This is a genomic window from Emticicia sp. 21SJ11W-3, assembly GCF_024138715.1.
GTDB classification, from domain to species: Bacteria; Bacteroidota; Bacteroidia; order Cytophagales; family Spirosomataceae; genus Emticicia; species Emticicia fluvialis.
Window position 1 is genome coordinate 2073398 of record NZ_CP092074.1, and the last position, 19014, is coordinate 2092411.

The window sequence follows — 19014 nt, forward strand, 5'->3', positions numbered from 1 at the left end:
CAGGATAAGCAGTCAATCGTACATTCATAAATTTACCCGACGCAGATATGACCTCGCACGAAATTCGTAAGGCTTTTTTAGATTTTTTCCGCAGTAAAGGACACCTCATCGTTCCATCGGCACCGCTTGTGGCCAAGAATGACCCAACCCTGATGTTCAATAACTCAGGTATGGCACAGTTTAAAGATTTTTTTCTGGGCAACGGAACGCCCCCGTCTAAACGCATTGCGGATACTCAGAAGTGCCTTCGTGTAAGCGGAAAGCATAACGACCTGGAAGATGTAGGCTTTGACACCTACCACCATACCATGTTTGAGATGCTGGGTAACTGGTCGTTTGGTGATTATTTCAAGAAAGAAGCGCTGGAATGGTCGTGGGAGTTGCTCACAGAAGTTTATAAATTACCCAAAGACAGAATTTACGTGTCGGTTTTTGAAGGCAACCCTGACGAGGGGGTACCTTTTGACCAGGAAGCATTTGATATCTGGAAAGGTTTGATAGGCGACGAAAACCGGATTATTTTAGGTAATAAGAAAGATAATTTCTGGGAAATGGGCGACACCGGCCCGTGTGGCCCCTGCTCTGAAATTCATATAGATTTAAGAAGCCAGGAAGAGGTAGATAAAATAGGCGGAAAAGAGCTGGTAAATAACGACCATCCGCAGGTAATTGAAATCTGGAACAACGTATTTATGCAGTTTGAGCGCAAGGCAGATAAATCTTTGGTGCTTTTACCAGCCAGACACGTGGATACCGGTATGGGCTTTGAGCGCCTTTGTATGGCCATTCAGGGCAAGCAATCAAACTATGATACCGATATTTTCCAGAATACAATAACTGTATTAGAGGGGATGTCGGGCAAGAAATACGGCGAAAACGGCACGCTGTCATCAAATAGTTATGTTGATGTAGCCATGCGTGTAATTGCTGACCATATACGCGCCGTTGCCTTTACCATTGCCGACGGCCAGTTACCTTCAAATGCCAAGGCAGGGTATGTTATCCGCCGTATTTTACGTCGTGCCGTTCGTTATGGTTATTCATATTTAGGGTTCAGCGAACCATTTATGACCAGGCTGGTGCCTGTATTGGCCGACCAGTTTGCGGATGTTTTCCCTGAACTAAAATCTCAGCAGGATTTTGTGGCTAAGGTGATTGAAGAAGAAGAAAAAACGTTTCTGCGCACACTTGAAACCGGTTTGAAACGCCTGGATGCCATTATCGGAGCTACAGAAGGAAAAATGATTGCCGGTGACCAGGTATTTGAGTTGAGCGATACCTACGGTTTCCCTTCTGATTTAACCGCTCTTATTGCGCGCGAAAAAGGGTATCAAATAGATGAAGACGGATTTCTGAAAGCGTTACAAGTGCAGAAAGAGCGCTCGCGCAAAGATTCTGCCAAAGAGGCTACCGACTGGGTTGAACTGAACGAAGGAGAAGACTTTGAGTTTGTGGGTTATGACCAGCTTTCTTCTGAAGCGCAGATTGAAAAATACCGTAAAGTTAAAACAAAGGGTGGTGAAGAATACCATATTGTGCTAGACCGCACGCCATTTTATGCCGAAATGGGTGGCCAGGTAGGGGATACCGGAACCATTGTGGTGGGTAACCATGTAATTAATATTGCCGATACCAAAAAGGAAAACGATTTGTTTATTCATATTTCGAGAGACAAAAATCTGGAGGAAGTATTGAATACCGCTACCGCCGTGCTGGCACGTGTAGATGAGGCCCGACATCAGAAAATAATGGCTAACCATACCGCTACACACTTAATGCTGGCTGCCATGCGTAAAGTGTTGGGCAACCACATAGTGCAGAAAGGTTCATATCAGGACGACAACGTTACCCGCTTTGACTTCTCGCACTTTGCTAAAGTAACGGACGAAGAACTGGCCAGTATTGAAGACATTGTGAATGAGAAAATCCGTGAGAATATTGCACTTGAAACTAAAGTGAATATGCCAATTAATGAGGCTATTGCCTTGGGAGCCACAGCTACTTTTGGTGAAAAATATGGTGATTTTGTGCGTGTAGTAATTTTTGACCCTCAGTTTTCGGTTGAGCTTTGTGGAGGTACACACGTGCCCTCAACCGGGAACATCGGCTTGTTTAAATTTATTTCAGAAGGGTCGGTTGCCGCCGGTGTGCGCAGGGTAGAGGCTTTGACAGGCGAAAAAGCAATGGAGAGAATCAAGGAAGACCTGAAAGTAAAAGATGAGATTGCAACTTTACTGAAAAATCCTGCTGATTTGTTAAAAGCTGTTGAAACGCTCATTGCCGACAAGGCCGCCTTACAGAAAAAACTGGAGGTGCTTGAAAACGAGAAATTGCAGGAATTGAAGAAAGAATTGCTCAACAGGGTTGAAGAAATTAACGGGGTAAATGCTTTGACGGCCAAGGTTACCGTACCATCAGCCGATGCACTGAAACAACTGGCCTTTGAATTGAAAAATCAGGTGGGTAGTTTCTACGGGGTTCTAGGTGCCGAAATTGGTGGCAAACCTCAGTTGGCGGTAATAATTGATGAGGCTGTGCAGAAAGACAGAAACCTGCATGCAGGCAATATTGTGAAAGAACTGGCCAAAGAAATGAAAGGCGGCGGTGGTGGACAACCACATTTTGCAACCGCAGGCGGTAGTGACGTGGCAGGCCTTGAAAAGGCCATCGAGAAAGGCAAAAGCCTTATCTAGAACCACGTTATGGTTTTGGCAACATTTAAAAGGCCCTTCCCTGGCAACGGTGAAGGGCCTTTTATGCTATTAGCTTTGCTGCTACTTTTAAACGTTAATCGGTTATAGTTTTTAGCCTTTTCTGGTTGTATGAGAATCAGTCTGCCAGCCGTACCATACATTTTACAAGGTTATCGTCCAGATACCACTCTATGCAGGCGCCATTCGGGTCAATACCAGGAAACGAAATTAGCTTCTGAAAGCCAACACCAATGGCCTCTATGTTTTCCATGAAATCAGGTATATCAATGCTAATGTAATTCCCTTTTTTAATAACAAAAGTTTTTAGCCCTAATTGGATGGCTTCGCCATCTGTAACCTCCTCAGCTGCGGCTTTATAGATAATAAAGCCGCTCCGGTCAGGAAAGGAAATGCCGAAGTATTTCCGGTTTTCAGTTCTTTTCACGAGGCCATGCAATTGTTGGTGGGCTTTCAAGACACCGTCAGGATAAGAATCCGCTTCAATGTACATGGCCTTTATGTCGGCATCTAAATCATAACTTACCATATCTTTTATTTTATGGGGTTTAGTTTATGATAATACACATAAGAAACCATCAGAATAGCCAGAATGATTAACGGAAAAGGTGTCTGGGCATTCATGCCGTCAACAGCCCAGTGACTGATAAAAGCAGATATTAATGAGAATGAAAGACCTGCATACGCCCATTCTTTAATACGTGCAGGAACCACAGGTAAAATGAGGGCAACAGAGCCAGCTACTTTGTACACCGTCAGCATAACCCCGAAATAAGCAGGGTATCCTAAGTGGCTGATGCCCTCTTTAGCTAATTCAGTTTGCGATGTAAGCGCAGGCATAACCCCTTCCCAAAGGAAAATAATAGTAGTAGCAACCCAGTAAATAATTTTGTCGCGTTTCATGCTCTTAAGTATTTAGTAATGATAGTATTTATTTAAAAATGAGGAGATAGACAGGTAACGTTAATGATTGCTGGGGTATCCGTTCGGGTCCATCCAAAATACCTCCCATTGATGACCTTCGAGGTCGGCAAAGGCATGATGGTACATCCAGCCATAATCTTGCAGATTTCTAACAGGTAGATTCAAAAAAATCTGTTTTGCCATTGTAATTATAATATTATTTGGTTCAATTAAGAATCAACAATACAAAAGTAGAGCAAAGCAGATTGTCAGTTGGTGGTTAAATACGCCAATAAAAGGGCTATTTACGACAAGTTGATGATTAATAATCAAGACCTGCTCAGGACTTGAATAAAGTAGAGTAAAGAATAAGTCAGTTTAAATTATAACGAATCCAGATATTTCAATAAATCGTCTTTTGTGGTAGAGACGAGTTTAATTTCAATAGTTTGTTTTTCCTGAACCCTTGTTTCTGCCAGAAAAGAGTACCATTCATCTTTGTCAGTAATCGAGATAGCAATTATTTTAACTTTGCTTCCAATGGGTACTGGGTCTAAACTTCCGTTATTCACTTTCACAACTGATTTCATATCAGGGAAATACAGGAAAATGTTAATGTTTTTAATTTCGGGGTATTCTGAAACGAAATTTATGTTGGTGAATGGTCCAGGCGAGTCAATCAATTTGTCGCAATTAATCCACCCAATTTGTGAAGGGAAAGCGGTATATCCATCTCTATCAGGGTACAAAGGCAGATTTTTTCCTGTGGTATCGGCCGGAAGCCATTTTATTACGATGCCATCTTTTTCAACTCCATAAAATAGCCCCATCTTTTGGTCTACGCCATTAGCAGCCGGAAACGCAATTACTAAATCGTTGCTTTTGTTTAGTTTTAACTCTTTCGCATCTTTAAAGGCTGTTACTTTTATTTGTCCGGCCGTGCTTAACATTCCTCTGTCAGTTACCGTCGATATACCGTTTAAAATCATATCTTTTGGCTTATATACCTCAAGTATTTCAACCTGAATTGGGTAGGTGGCCGGCTTGCCATCAGGTAAAACCAAATCATCTGGGGTCAGCCAAATCTCAGTACCTTGTTTACCTTTTATAGGTAAGTCTGTGTCCTTGCCAATCGTTTTCTTTTCCGGAAGCGTGGCAGCCTGTTTGAGTTTTTCTCCTGCAGTATCAGTAAACTTTTTTCCTTTGATACCCAGGTCTTTCAGAAAAACGGCTCTGTCATTAGAGCAAGCAATTGTAAGCAAAGTTGTTAACAGAATTATAAAACTGTTTCTTTTCATAATCTATACGGGCAGTTGTTTTTTCGTGGAGAAGGCGCATTGAACGGGAATAGCAAAAAACCTATTTCGCCATAGCTTTCCTGCCAAAGCATGTTATATTTTACCTCAGCAAATACCCTCACAAAATTTAAACCGGCCGATACCCCTATACCTGCTTCAGGTAAAAGATTTTGAGCTTTTGCCTTGCTGTTTAAGGTAGCTTCATAATTCAGCCATTTATTGTAATCAACCCCGGCAGAGACATATACAACCGGGCGGTTTGGCACCACCAGATTTTTTGTACCACGGGCAACGGTGTTATTTAAGATGTTGTATTGAAGGCTTAGGCCGCCATAAACCTCCTGAATGGTATTAAAGGCCGGCATGTACTTCAGCTTTGGTACAAGCGAGATCCGGTGATTAACAGGTAGCTGGATTCTGAAACCGCCGCCAATTGAATGTAAAGGGAAATTGTAAATACCAGAGAAGCCGACGGCGGCTTTATCCTGAGCAAAAAGTGCACAGGAGGTCAAAAGTAGTATTGCAGCAGTTTGTATTAATTTTATCACGAATAGCAAAAAGTAATAGCACAAAGTAATTTACAAACCCTTAGAAATCAAACAGGGATTTTACGTGACTTTTTAAATATTATTGGCAATTAATATTAATTAAGAGGATTTCTGCTTGAAGTGGCCTACTCTTTAAACGCAGTTGCTTATAAGACAAGAATATTTGTTGCATAATTACCTTACGGGCCATAAAAAAGCCCCCGCCTGTTTAAAGCAAGGGCCATTTTATTATATTGCCAAACCTGTTTACTGAACACTCACCAGCTCAATTTCAAAGATAAGGTCTTTACCTGCTAATTCATGATTCGCATCTAATTTTACTTTAGTGGCAGTTACCTCACGAACAATAACCGGAATGGCCTGTTGCCCATTATGCATATTCAGGGTGCCGCCTATTTCAAGAGGTACATCGTCAGGTATATCCAGACGATTAAAAGTAAATATCATATCTTCTCTTACAGGGCCATAGGCTTCTTCTGCCGGTATGTACACGGTTTTCTTATCTCCAATCACCATTCCTGCTACTCCGTTATCAAAACCAGGTATTACCATACCGCTACCTACTGTAAATTGTAGTGGCTCGCGCCCTTCCGAGCTGTCAAAAACTGTTCCGTCGCCTAAAGTACCTTTATAATGAACCTGTACTGTATCGCCTGATTTAACCATAGTCGTAAATTTTATGTCTGTTTTAATTGTAACGTTTTAATTCTTACATAAGCTTCTGACTTACAAAGTTCTGTAAATGTTTTTGTTTTAAAGTATTATATTGTAAAAATGCAATTTAATTTTCAGGTTTGTATTATCAAATTGCTAATTATTAGCTATTTATGTCTTGGTTTTTTTATTTTAATCTTCTTTTAATGCTTGTTTAATTTGGGTATAATTCAATAAATACAATTTTGCTGAATCAAAATCACAAAAATGAAACGGATTCACTACGCCTTTTTATGGATAAGCCTTCTGGCAGCACCAATTGCCAAAGCCCAGGACTCGCTGAGCCTGAACCTACCCGATGCAGAACAACAGTTTAACCAGAAAAATCTCCAGTTAATTGCTGCCAGACTTGGTATTGCAGAAAGCAAAGCCTATGAGATTCAGGCCGGTTTAAAACCAAACCCATCAGTTTACCTTGAACACATGCCTTATAACACGCAAAAAAAAGAAATAGGCGGTTTTAGCAGCAACAATGCACAGCAGGTTGTGCAATATCAGCAGTTAATTGAGGTGGCAGGTAAAAGAAGCAAGCGATTGGCATTGGCCAGGTTAGGAACAGAACAGGCGCAAAATCAGGTTCAGTCGCTATTAAGAGACCTTCAATATGCCCTGCGCACTACTTTTTATGACCTATATTACCAACAACAGCAATTAAAAGTGTATGATGAAGAAATTCTGACACTTCAACAAACGGTAAGTCTGTATCAGCAGCAATATGATAAAGGCAATGTGCCTTTAAAAGATTTGGCTCGTCTGAAAGCATACCTTTTTAATCTGAATAGCGAGAGACAAACGATTCTTGCCACCATTGCCGACGACGAAGCCGACCTGAACATTTTAACAGCCAACCGAGGCAAATATTTTATAGCCGCAGCCAATTTGCCGGAGGTAAACCTTGGACAATTTAAAATAGGCGATTTATTAACACAGGCAGAAGACAACCGGAGCGACCTGAATTTAATAAAAACCGGCGTAAAACTTGAAAACCAGAATCTTATCCTGCAAAAAGCCTTGGCGAAGCCGGATGTGAACCTTCAATTTACATACGACCGAAACGGAGGGTACATTTCCAATTATCTGGGTGTAGGTGTTGGTGTTACATTGCCGTTCTTTAATAAAAATCAGGGAAACATCGAGGCCGCCAAAATCAGAGTTCAGTCAAGTCAGGCTGCTTTGCAGGCCTACCAGTTGCAGGTTCAGCAAAATGTAATAACGGCTTTCAATAAGGCGCTTCAGGCAGATAAAATGTACCAGACCTTTGATAATCGTTTTGCTGTAGATTTTTCAAAACTCATTGATGGCGTTATACTCAACTACAAAAAACAGAATATTGACGTGGTTGAATTTATAGACTTCTTTGATTCTTATAAAAGTACGGTTATAGAGTTTAATCAATTACAAAACAACCGTATGAAAGCCATTGAAGACCTCAATTATGCTGTTGGCAAGATAATCATCTAAATAATAAAGCGGGTATACTGCCAATTGCAGCCTGGGTGAAGTTGATAACCTTCGCCCAAAAAAAAGTACTAACCAAATAAATGAAATATAAAATAAAAAAGAAATGAAAACGCTTCGTGTATTCAATATAGTTATTTTCTCATCTTTCATCTGCCTTTCGTCTATCGGGTTTACCTCATGCACTGGCGCTGGAGGTGAAGAGAAAAAGACAGATTCTGCCGATAGTTCCTCGCCTTTATCTGCAGAACAAATGAAAAGGCTGGTGACAGAAACTGCTGAAATGAAGACAGTAGCCAATGACCTGAACCTGACAGGAAAAATTCAGTTTAATGAAGATAAAATTGTAAAGGTATTTCCGTTAGTGGGTGGGCATATTGAAGATGTTAAAGTTGAACTGGGCGACTACGTAAAAAAAGGGCAGGTATTGGCCATTATTAAAAGTGGTGACCTGGCCGATTTGCAGCAACAAGCCATTACGGCTCGCTCGCAATTGTCGGTAGCGCAGAAAAATGCACAAGTGGCAGAAGATATGTCTAAATCCGGGTTGGCATCTCAAAAAGACCTGGTAGCTGCGCAAGAGCAATTACAGGCAGCCAAAGGAGAATTGCACAGGGTGGCCGAACGCCAGAGTATTTTGGGTGGCAATGGTGCTGCTTATGTAGTAAAAGCACCAGTAGGCGGATATGTGGTTGAGAAAAAGGCTGCCCCCGGTATGGAGTTACGGTCTGATGACCCCGAGAGCTTGTTTACGATAAGCAATCTTGACCAGGTATGGGTTATTGCTAACGTGTATGAGTCTGACCTGGCCAATGTAAAGCAGGGTTATGCCGCCGATATTTCAACGCTTGCTTATCCGGATAAAGTATTTAAGGGTAAAATTGATAAAATTTTTGATGTGCTTGACCCGTCATCAAAAACTGAGCAGGTAAGAATTGTATTACCTAATAATGATAAAAACTTTTTTCTGAAACCCGAGATGTTTGCCAACGTGCATCTTGAATATGCCGGAACCGACCAGAAAGTGTCTGTTCCTTCTAAAGCAATTGTATTTGATAAAAGCCAGAATTTTGTGGTGGTTTTGAAAGGCAGTAAAGACCTGATGATAAAAACGGTTGATGTTTACAAATCAACAGGCACAACTACGTATCTGAATAGTGGCCTTGAACCGGGAGAAAAAGTTGTTACCGAAAATCAGCTTTTAATTTATCAGGCTTTAAACAACTGATAAACCGGTTAGGTTATTAATCTATTATTTTCGATTCAGCATAAAAACAGGTCTTTTGTTTCAGCAGAGCCACCGGCTTCCTGCATGGCCCCAGACCGTGCCTAAATCACAAAAACCATGAACAAATTCATAAAAAATATAATAGCATTTTCATTGAAAAATAAGTACTTCATATTTTTCATGACACTGCTTGCCATTGTAGCCGGGTTTATCAGCTACCAGAACACTCCGGTTGAGGCTTTTCCGGATGTAACCAATACACAGATAACTATTATTACGCAGTGGCCAGGCCGTAGTGCAGAAGAAGTTGAAAAGTTTGTAACTATTCCGCTTGAAATTGGTCTGAATCCGGTTCAGAAGAAAACAGATATCAGATCTACCACCGTATTTGGTTTGTCGGTAGTAAAAGTAATGTTTGAAGATGAGGTAGATGACGCCTTTGCCCGCCAGCAGGTAAATAACCTGCTGCGTGAAGTTGACCTGCCCGATGGCGCCAACCCTGAGGTAGAGCCTCCGTATGGTCCAACAGGTGAGATTTTCAGATATACCCTTGAAAGCCCGACCAGAAGTGTGAGAGAACTAAAAACACTGCAAGACTGGGTTGTAGAAAGAAATCTGAAAAGTGTGCCAGGTGTGGCTGATGTGGTTAGCTTTGGCGGCGAAGTAAAAACTTATGAAATATCTGCCGACCCACGTCGGTTGCTCGACTATGATATTACACCGATACAATTGTATCAGGCGGTGTCGAATGCTAATATAAATGTTGGTGGAGACGTAATTGTAAAAAACTCTGAGGCTTACGTTGTGCGAGGTATAGGGTTACTGAAAGGCGTTAAAGACATAGAAAACATTGTAATTAAAAACAGCAACGGTGTGCCCATTTATGTTCGCAATGTGGCTAACGTGTCAGAATCAGCACTGCCAAGATTAGGGCAGGCCGGAAGAGACGAACGCAGCGACGTGGTTGAGTGTATCATTGTAATGAGAAAAGGCGAAAACCCAAGCCAGGTAATTGAAAAAGTAAAGGCAAAAATTGAGGAAATCAACACCAGTATTTTGCCTAAAGATGTAAAAATCAATACTTTTTATAACCGCGAAAACCTCATTCATTTTGCTACCCATACAGTAACACATAACCTGTTAGAAGGAATAATATTTGTTACCTGTATTGTGTTTATTTTCATGGCCGACTGGCGCACTACCGTAACGGTTTCTATTGTTATTCCGCTGGCATTGTTGTTTGCTTTTATATGCCTGCGCTTAAAGGGTATGTCGGCCAACCTGCTTTCAATGGGCGCTATTGATTTCGGTATTATTGTTGATGGCGCGGTGGTAATGGTTGAAGGTATTTTTGTAACACTTGACCAGCTCTCGCACAAAATAGGTATGGAGCGTTTCAACAGGTTGTCTAAACTGGGTTTGTTGAAAAAGACCGGAACCGAGCTTGGTAAAGCCATTTTCTTCTCCAAAGCCATTATTATTACCTGTCTGATGCCCATTTTCAGTTTTCAGAAAGTAGAAGGGAAGATGTTCAGCCCTCTGGCCTGGACCCTTGGTTTTGCCTTATTGGGCGCCTTGATTTTTACCCTTACGCTTGTGCCGGTTCTTGCCAGTATACTGTTAAAGAAAAACGTAAAAGAAAAACATAATTTCTTTGTTGATTTTATTGAAAAGAAATCACTGAAGTTGTTCTCATACACTTACAAGCACAAAAAAGTAAGTATTATTATCGCAGCGATTCTGGTTGTGGTAGGTTTCTTTAACTTTAAGTTTCTGGGTACAGAGTTTCTTCCTGAGCTGAACGAGGGTTCAATTTATGTAAGAGCAAGTATGCCTATGAATATATCGCTGGAAGAGTCGGTAAAACAAACCCAGCAGATGCGCGCGATATTCCGTAGTTTCCCTGAGGTAAAACAGGTTATTTCTCAAACCGGAAGACCCAATGACGGTACAGACCCAACCGGGTTTTACAATATTGAGTTTCTGGTAGATATTTACCCTAAAGAAGAATGGAAACGGCGCATTTCAAAAGAAGAACTGATTGACGAAATGAATAAGAAGCTGGAAATTTATCCGGGTGTTCTTTTTAACTTCTCGCAACCTATTATGGACAACGTTGAAGAGGCTGTGTCGGGGGTAAAGGGTAGTATAGCGGTTAAAATATACGGACAAGACCTGCCTACTTTAGAGAAAAAAGCCTTAATGGTATATGACCAACTAAAAACCGTAAAAGGAATTGAAGACCTGGGGGTTATCAAAAACATTGGCCAGCCTGAATTAAGGATAGAGCTTGATGAACAAAAGCTGGCACTTTACGGAGTAAATAAAGCAGATGCCCAGGCAGTTATTGAAATGGCAATTGGTGGCAAAGCCGCTACCCAAATTTATGAAGACGAGCGCCACTTTGACCTCCGAATTAGGTATGCGCCGCAGTTCAGAAACAATGAAGAGGCCATTGGGAATCTGATGATACCTACTTCAATTGGTAACCAGATTCCGTTAAAGAGTGTGGCGCATATTTACTCGCAAACAGGTCCGGTTCTGATTTTCAGAGAAGCCAACCAACGTTTTATTGGTGTTAAGTTCTCTATCAGAGGCCGCGATATGGGGTCGGCCATTGCAGAAGCGCAAAAGAAAGTAAATGCAGTAGTTAAGCTAGATAAGGGATATAAAATGAAATGGGCCGGTGATTTTGAGAACCAGCAAAGAGCTACTGCCAGACTGGCTCAGGTAGTGCCTATCAGTCTTTTGCTCATATTCCTGATATTGTTTGTGCTTTTCGGCAATATTAAAGATGCAGCCCTTGTGCTCACCAACGTGCCGTTTGCAATTATCGGTGGCATTGCCTCATTGCTTATATCTGGCACCAACTTTAGTATATCGGCGGGTATCGGGTTTATTGCGTTGTTTGGTATCTGTATTCAGAACGGCGTTATTTTGATATCGGTATTCAAGAAAAACCTGCACGAGAAAATGACACTTAACACGGCTATCTATGAAGGGGTGCGCTCAAGGGTTCGCCCGGTTATTATGACAGCCCTCATGGCCATGATTGGTTTGATACCTGCTGCCATTTCAACCGGCATTGGTTCTGAAACCTCAAAACCGCTGGCTATTGTAGTTATTGGCGGGCTTATTACAGCCACAGTTTTAACACTTTTCGTATTTCCGCTTATTTTCTTCGTGTTTTATCGTAAGAAATTTGCAGCTGCACTTGAAGAGTAATATTTGGATACAATATTTTTTTTATATTTCACGGTAGTTTCTAATAACAGGGGGCAATGCCCTCTGTTATTATTTGCAAAAAAATATTTGAACCTAAAAAACAGCTTTATGAATAAGGATATTCTGAATGAAGAAGATAATGCAAACCTGTCGTTTGGTGACAGAATGGCTGATAAGATAGCCACCTTTGGAGGAAGCTGGACATTCATTCTGTCGTTTATTGGTTTTTTAATAATCTGGATATTTATTAATATTTTCTGGCTAAAAAACCGTGCTTTTGACCCTTACCCGTTTATTTTACTTAATCTGATATTATCTTGTATAGCAGCTTTGCAGGCGCCTGTTATTATGATGAGCCAGAACAGGCAGGAGGAAAAAGACAGAGAGCGCGCAAAGATTGATTTAAAAATCAACCAGAAAGCTGAGAAAGAAATCAGGAGCCTGCATAAAAAACTGGATTTGCTGATAAAACAGCATGACGAGTTCAGACATGAAATGAATGAACGCCACAGATAATGCTGAAAACCCAGGTTGGCTCAATCAAAAGCATGCATAAGTTCGTTTCCTTTCATCAGAATAGGCAGCGAGTCTACATCTCTTAAAAAGATGAGGTCTTTTTCAAACTCATACATCTGGTAGGTTTTATTAAACTCTGCGTCTCCATCCAGCAGGCGTATGGTATCCAGCGCAAAATTGGCACCCCCGGCAGCAAAGCACTGGGTGGTAGCAATATGCCTGATGTTTACCTCTGTTATATACGGCTTACCGTTTTCATCTTCTTTCAGGTCTACCGTAAAAAAACCGTGTTTTTGGGCGTTGGTGTAGGCAAAAAGGTAGTTCATGGCTCTTTCAACCTCCTGAACCAGCAATGGGTCATTGATTAACCTTCCGAATGAAACATTTCCTGTTATGCCAGATGGTGCCACTTTAGCCATAATGTATTTCATACGCTCGCAGCAGGCTGCCCTCAGAAATACACCTTCATAATATAGCACCTTACACGCCAGATTTCGGCCTGGCAGGTATTGGCTTGCCATAAATTCCTGCACGTTCGGGTTAATTTCAATCCAATTGCGCAAGGCGGTTTTATTTTCAATTTTCAAAGCGCCCAGGCCACTGGTGCCGGTGGTGCTTCGCACCCAAAAGCTTTTATTGAAGGTATCGAATATTTCGTCGGCATTATAGTTGTCTCGAGTAAAAGTAATCGACAAGGGGGCCATGTCTATGCACTGAAGCACAGCTGTCATACGTGATTTATTAACTAACAACTCTGCAATTGAGTTATCAGGTATTAAAGTTTTGCAGGGTAAATTACCGGCGGCTTTCTTTTTGCTCCATTCAATTACTTCGGCCTCTGGCAAAATAACAGCCAAATCAATGCTTTGCCCGGTTATCAGCTTTTCTATTACCGGCCAGTAATCGGGGCTGCCAGCTGGTGGCACAATAAAAGTATGATTGAATAATTCGTTCTGATAAAGCCCAATAGCTAAGGGGTTGGTATCGGTTCCAATAAGTTCGAAACGCTTGTAAACGGAGTATTTTCTTAATGCGGTGGCAAAACTTCTTGGGGTAGGGCCGCCAACACCGGTTATAAGTATTTTCATGCTATAATTACAATCTGGTTCTTAAAATCCTTCAAACAATAGCTAAACTGCTTAAAATGTAAATTTCATGCTTATCCGGTAAAACCGAATTATTTTTTACTTCTGGATAATAAAAATAAGATATGTGAATATTGAGCCGTAAAATACTATTACAACCACGGCATTGTACTTAATTGCAATATTGTAAAAAAAAATTATATTTTACAAATATTCGTTTGGCCAAAGGCTGTCAATGATGCTTCTACAACGAAGGTTCGGCAACTATAAGTATATATCAGGAACAATTAAGGCCTGATATGGAATAAACAATGAAACAATAAATTTGTTTAGTCTCAAACCTGAAAAAAAAGCAAATGCCTGAAAGACCTGGCTTCAATATGAATTACGGTCTTTCAGGCATTTGCTGTGAAACTCACAAACAACTTATTAATAAGCCCTTGCAAAAATAACTCTTTTTGATGAAGGTTTGCCAGTTAAAATACACTTGCCTTCTTCCTCTTTAGTGTCTAACGGAATACAGCGGATAGTCGCTTTGGTAAGCTCCTTTATTTTTTCTTCTGTTTCTGAGGTACCATCCCAATGGCAGTGCAAGAAACCACCTTTTTCTATCTGTTCTTCAAATTCCTGCCAGGTGTTTATTTCAAAAGAGTTTTCTTTTCTGAAATTCAATGCTTTCTGATAAATGCTCTCCTGAATTTCATTCAACAAATCTTTTACATAAACGGCTATGCCTTCTATTGGACGTGTTTCTTTGCTTAAGGTGTCTCTTCGGGCTACTTCTATTACACCATTTTGTAGGTCTCTCATACCTATGGCCATGCGTACAGGCACCCCTTTCAGTTCATATTCTGCAAATTTCCATCCCGGGCGGTTGGCGTCGCTGTCATCAAACTTAACGCTGATACCATAAGATTTAAGCTCTTTGATAATTGGCTGAATGGTCTCTTTAATGGCCGATAAATCTTCTTCACCTTTATAGATAGGCACAATAACTACATGTATTGGCGCTAATTTTGGAGGAAGCACAAGCCCGTTGTCGTCTGAGTGAGCCATTATTAAGGCACCCATTAAACGTGTGCTCACACCCCATGACGTACCCCATACGTGTTCCAGTTTCCCTTCTTTCGACTGGAATTTTACATCAAAAGCTTTTGCGAAATTCTGCCCAAGGAAGTGGCTGGTACCAGCCTGCAGGGCTTTACCGTCTTGCATCATGGCCTCAATACACATGGTTTCTTCAGCACCGGCAAAACGTTCATTTGCAGACTTGAAACCTTTTACCACTGGTACTGCCATAAATTCTTCGGCAAAAGTGGCATATACATCAAGCATTTGTTTGGTTTCTGTCAAGGCCTCTTCGCTGGATGCATGAGCGGTGTGTCCTTCCTGCCAAAGAAATTCGGCTGTACGTAAAAACATACGGGTGCGCATCTCCCAACGCACTACATTGGCCCACTGGTTAATCAGTATCGGTAAATCACGGTATGATTGTATCCAGTTTTTGTAAGTGCTCCAGATGATGGCTTCACTGGTAGGTCTTACAACTAATTCTTCTTCAAGTTTAGCTTCAGGGTCAACCATGAGCGAGCCAGGTTTATCCGGGTTGCTTTTCAATCTATAATGCGTTACAACGGCACATTCTTTGGCAAAACCCTCGGCGTTTTTTTCTTCAGCTTCAAACAAACTTTTGGGTACAAAAAGCGGAAAATAAGCATTGGTATGCCCTGTTTCCTTAAACATGTCGTCAAGGGCGCGTTGCATTTTTTCCCAGATTGAATAACCATAAGGTTTTATAACCATACAGCCTCTTACTGCCGAATTCTCGGCCAAGTCTGCTCTTTTAACTAATTCGTTGTACCACTCCGAATAATTCTTACTGCGTTTTGGAAGACCTTTACTCATAATTGTCAGTTAAATTAAACTTTATCGCCTGTAATGAATCTAACAGGTGTATATTTACGTTATATCTATAAAAAGCACAATCCTGCCTACTTTTAATTAAACTTTCATTTGGATTGGCTTGCAAAGATAAGTTTTTATATTAAGTTTGTCATAGTTAAATTCGTTACTTTTAGGTAATCTGCGGTAACGGAATGTGATGTAAAAATCTGGTTTTACTGGTTTCTGAATTTTTTTTAATTTTTTCAATAAGCCATACAACCATTTAAGGTGCCTGTGCATCATTCACATAGACAACAGGTTATATTTGCTCACAATTAATTCAATATAAAATGAACACTTTCAAATCTTTCAGGTATCTGTCGGTTGCAGTGCTTTTGGGTGCCTGGGGTTGTAGTCAGAAGCAGGTTGCCACCAAGGGCGATTATGATGACTTGTACGGTTCATCAAAAGATGCCCCCGAGGTAGCTTATAAAACATCTACACGACCTTCTATATACCAGAATCCGGACTTTGAAGATAATTTGCGTTATCAAAGAGAAGAGTCGCCAGTTCAGGCTGAAGGAACTGATGAATATTATGATGAAAATTACGTAAACTCACGCAAGGTGAAACGTTCGTATTCTGCCGAGCCGGGTTATTCATCAGGTTTCTCAGACGGATATCAATCAGGTTGGAATGATTATGCCTGGAGCCAGCCAATGGGATGGGCAAGTCCGTTCAGCCGTTTCGGATATTATTCGCCATTCGGCTATAATTCTTTTGGTTACAATAGCATTAATATTGGTTTTGGTTTGGGCTTAGGCATGGGTTATGGTGGTTTCGGTGGCAGATATTATGACCCTTTCTGGGGAAGCCGCTTTTATGACCCATTCTGGGGCGGTGGTTTTTACAGCCCATATTACAGCTCTATTTATTCGCCTTGGGGATACTCTCCTTGGGGTGGTGGTTTTTACAGCCCTTACGATTATTATGGTTATGGTGGATACTACGGTGGTTACCCGGGCTATTATTACAACGCAACAGCGGGTGTAGTTGGCGCTGCAAGAAACCGTACTTATGGCCCACGTGACGGTGGCAGAGGCTCAGCTTACTATAATGATCGCTTCAATAATACCGCTATCAGAACCAATGAAAGCGGACGCCGGGCTGATGGAAGCAATGCCAGAACTACCTCGGTAGGTAGCGGTGGCAGAACTTATACCGGAAATGATGGTTATTATGCCGCACCAAGAAGAAACGGAGGCTATAACTCTTCATTTGATAATACCCCGAGCGCTTCGCGTTCAAACAGCAGCAGTAATGATACTTACTACGCCCGGCCTCGCCGAAACGGTGGTTACGAAACCCCCGGCAGTAGCAGTAGTTCATATAGCCGTCCGTCTTCAAGCAACACCCGTTCGTCTAACAGTTGGTCAAGCGGTAGCGGAAGCTCATCAAGAGGTTCTGACAGTTGGAGAAGCTCAGGCTCTTCAAGCAACTCAAGCTGGAGCAGCGGAAGCAGTAGCCGTGGTTCAAGTTCAGGTAGCAGCAGTAGCAGCGGCGCCTCACGCGGCGGCGGTGGTGGTGGCGGCGGAAGCCGGGGCCCAAGATAATAACCTGCCGGCCGAACAATTGAACGATGGTGCTTGTTAAGCTCTTGCGAGCGTACGTGAAAACGGTTTTATTTTGTAAAATATTCAGAAACCTCGCTGAATCAACTTTGTTTGGCGAGGTTTTCTATTAAATGAAAAAGCTTTTTTGTTGTACCCTTAATTTAGAAGAATGGTAAAACTTATACACGGTTAATACCGGTAAATGCATGTTGTGGCATGCAGGCTGATTCTTCAATCATAAAGTATAAAAAAAATGAAAATCTCACGCATTCTGATTACCGCGTCCTTTCTTTCAGGAGCAATCGGAGCCAAGGCACAATTAAGTTTGGGTGGCCACTTTTATGGTGAAGAAGCCCTCAGATTCTCGGAAACAAAAATTTCAGGTTCGGCCCGTATGCAGGGTTTAGGTGGTGGATACGTTTCTTTAGGTGCAGATGCTACCAATAATTACACTAACCCCGCCGGATTAGGATTTTACAATCGCTCAGAGTTGAGTATTACCCCTGTATTAAATTCTATTAATACCTCTTCGGTATATGCCGGTGAACAATTCGGCAGATCTACTACCAGTCCGAACATCGGGCAGCTAGGGCTTGTTTTTAGCAGTGGTGGCGTTGGTACAAGAAAAAAACGCTCGGCATTTGCCATTACCTATTCAAGACAAAACAGTTTTTTGAGTGATTTCCGCTATAACGGTCTTAATCAGCGAAGTTCAATGATGGATTTTTTTGCTCAAAAGGCTTCGCTGCGCGGTGCAGATTCTAAAACACTTGATGATGAGTTTAACCCTAACACCGGTACGGCGTTTACTTCAACGTCAATGTATTACCAGGCCTACATGATAGACCCATCGCAAAATGGCGGAGCGCCTTACAGCAAAATTGAGCAGGCTCTTCCGGCTGACCAGGTAGGTAATGTTTCGGCAACTGGTTCTACCAGCCAGTGGAATCTCGGTTATGGTATCAACTTTGACGATAAAACCTATATAGGCCTTGGTATTGGTTTTGTTAGACTGAACTATGAAAACACCAATTCGCATAGTGAAAGATTTACCAACGGAGTTATTTTTAACGGATTCGACTATAACGAGAACCTGTATGTTAGAGGCTCAGGCGTGAACTTTTCACTGGGTGCTATTTACAAAGCAACAGAGTCAATCAGTCTGGGTGCCAGTTTAACTACCCCTTCCTGGATTAGTGTTAGCGAAATTTATAATTCAAACATAAGAACAGACCCCAAACCCGGAAACCCGGTAATTCCTTCTAAAGCTTCTAACTATGTGGCTACAGAAGAGAACGTATTTTCTTATAACCTTACTACCCCATTAAGAGCCAGTGGTGGCGCTACTTTCTTTTTGCCTAACAAAGCAGGTTTTATTACTGCTGATGCTGAGTATGTTGGTTATAGAGGAATGGGAATAAAAGATACTCAGGACAAAGACTGGAGTTCTGATCAGAAACGTGGTATACAATCAACTTATGTAGACGCTGTAAATGTAAAAGTAGGGGCAGAGTACCGTATTCAGAGTATAAGATTACGCGCCGGGGCCAAATATATGCCAGACCCTTACAAAGTAAAAGCAGATAATCTGGACCGTTCTCAAATGTTGTTTACCGGTGGTATTGGGTACCGCTCTTCCAAATTCTTTATTGATTTGGCGGGTGTATTTAACCAGTTTAAAGGCGCTTATACTCCTTATGAATTGTCTAATCCAACAAATTATGGTTCTGCTGCCTTAACTACCAAGGCAACCAGTTTTGTGGTGTCGGTTGGTACATTCTTCTGATAAGGTTTTGGAAATGATATTAAATAAATGAAATACAAAGGTGTA

General features: G+C 41.4%; 15 protein-coding genes. 7 read left to right on the plus strand and 8 right to left on the minus strand.

What is annotated here, in order from left to right; all coding sequences use genetic code 11:
* Positions 1-47 precede the first annotated feature (47 nt).
* Positions 48-2693 carry an alanine--tRNA ligase gene (alaS, locus tag MB380_RS08750; protein ID WP_253534645.1) on the plus strand — a complete coding sequence of 882 codons (2646 nt, stop codon included), beginning with the start codon at positions 48-50 and terminating at the stop codon, positions 2691-2693.
* Between the two features lie 136 nt (positions 2694-2829).
* Here alaS and MB380_RS08755 read toward each other — a convergent pair whose 3' ends face one another.
* The 6 genes from MB380_RS08755 to MB380_RS08780 all read right to left on the minus strand — a co-directional run bounded on the left by MB380_RS08755 (position 2830) and on the right by MB380_RS08780 (position 6126).
* Positions 2830-3240, minus strand: coding sequence for a transcriptional regulator (locus MB380_RS08755; RefSeq protein WP_253534647.1), 411 nt, complete (start codon positions 3238-3240; stop codon positions 2830-2832).
* 5 nt (positions 3241-3245) lie between these two features.
* Positions 3246-3614 (minus strand): DoxX family protein, encoded by a 369-nt coding sequence (locus MB380_RS08760; RefSeq protein ID WP_253534649.1) that lies wholly within the window; start codon positions 3612-3614, stop codon positions 3246-3248.
* A 60-nt stretch (positions 3615-3674) separates the two neighbouring features.
* Positions 3675-3818 carry a hypothetical protein gene (locus MB380_RS08765; RefSeq protein ID WP_253534650.1) on the minus strand — a complete coding sequence of 48 codons (144 nt, stop codon included), beginning with the start codon at positions 3816-3818 and terminating at the stop codon, positions 3675-3677.
* Positions 3819-3997: 179 nt separating this feature from the next.
* Positions 3998-4912, minus strand: a complete 915-nt coding sequence (locus tag MB380_RS08770) for a hypothetical protein (RefSeq protein WP_253534652.1) — start codon at positions 4910-4912, stop codon at positions 3998-4000.
* Complete coding sequence (locus tag MB380_RS08775) at positions 4909-5424, minus strand: hypothetical protein (RefSeq protein ID WP_253534654.1); 516 nt, start codon at positions 5422-5424, stop codon at positions 4909-4911. The genes MB380_RS08770 and MB380_RS08775 overlap by 4 nt, the downstream gene beginning before the upstream one ends.
* Positions 5425-5706: 282 nt before the next feature.
* Positions 5707-6126, minus strand: coding sequence for a peptidylprolyl isomerase (locus MB380_RS08780; RefSeq protein ID WP_253534656.1), 420 nt, complete (start codon positions 6124-6126; stop codon positions 5707-5709).
* Between the two features lie 255 nt (positions 6127-6381).
* On the opposite strand from MB380_RS08780, the gene MB380_RS08785 reads away from it, so the two are divergent.
* The 4 genes from MB380_RS08785 (at position 6382) to MB380_RS08800 (ending at position 12601) form a co-directional block, all read left to right on the plus strand.
* A complete protein-coding gene (locus MB380_RS08785; protein WP_253534658.1) occupies positions 6382-7635 on the plus strand; it encodes a TolC family protein in 1254 nt (417 codons plus the stop codon).
* 103 nt (positions 7636-7738) lie between these two features.
* Positions 7739-8860 carry an efflux RND transporter periplasmic adaptor subunit gene (locus MB380_RS08790; RefSeq protein WP_253534660.1) on the plus strand — a complete coding sequence of 374 codons (1122 nt, stop codon included), beginning with the start codon at positions 7739-7741 and terminating at the stop codon, positions 8858-8860.
* 117 nt (positions 8861-8977) lie between these two features.
* Positions 8978-12085, plus strand: coding sequence for an efflux RND transporter permease subunit (locus MB380_RS08795; protein ID WP_253534662.1), 3108 nt, complete (start codon positions 8978-8980; stop codon positions 12083-12085).
* 108 nt (positions 12086-12193) lie between these two features.
* Positions 12194-12601: a DUF1003 domain-containing protein gene (locus MB380_RS08800; protein ID WP_253534664.1), complete on the plus strand. Its 408-nt coding sequence runs from the start codon at positions 12194-12196 to the stop codon at positions 12599-12601.
* Between the two features lie 20 nt (positions 12602-12621).
* Here MB380_RS08800 and MB380_RS08805 read toward each other — a convergent pair whose 3' ends face one another.
* Positions 12622-13689 carry a hypothetical protein gene (locus MB380_RS08805; protein ID WP_253534666.1) on the minus strand — a complete coding sequence of 356 codons (1068 nt, stop codon included), beginning with the start codon at positions 13687-13689 and terminating at the stop codon, positions 12622-12624.
* A gap of 426 nt (positions 13690-14115) precedes the next feature.
* The gene (gene proS, locus MB380_RS08810) at positions 14116-15591 is read right to left on the minus strand and encodes a proline--tRNA ligase (RefSeq protein WP_253534668.1); all 1476 of its coding nucleotides are present in this window, start codon (positions 15589-15591) and stop codon (positions 14116-14118) included.
* Positions 15592-15920: 329 nt separating this feature from the next.
* On the opposite strand from proS, the gene MB380_RS08815 reads away from it, so the two are divergent.
* Together MB380_RS08815 and MB380_RS08820 are read left to right on the plus strand one after the other, a co-directional pair.
* Positions 15921-17183, plus strand: coding sequence for a hypothetical protein (locus tag MB380_RS08815; protein WP_253534671.1), 1263 nt, complete (start codon positions 15921-15923; stop codon positions 17181-17183).
* A 253-nt stretch (positions 17184-17436) separates the two neighbouring features.
* Positions 17437-18969 (plus strand): OmpP1/FadL family transporter, encoded by a 1533-nt coding sequence (locus MB380_RS08820; RefSeq protein ID WP_253534672.1) that lies wholly within the window; start codon positions 17437-17439, stop codon positions 18967-18969.
* The last annotated feature ends 45 nt before the right edge of the window (positions 18970-19014 follow it).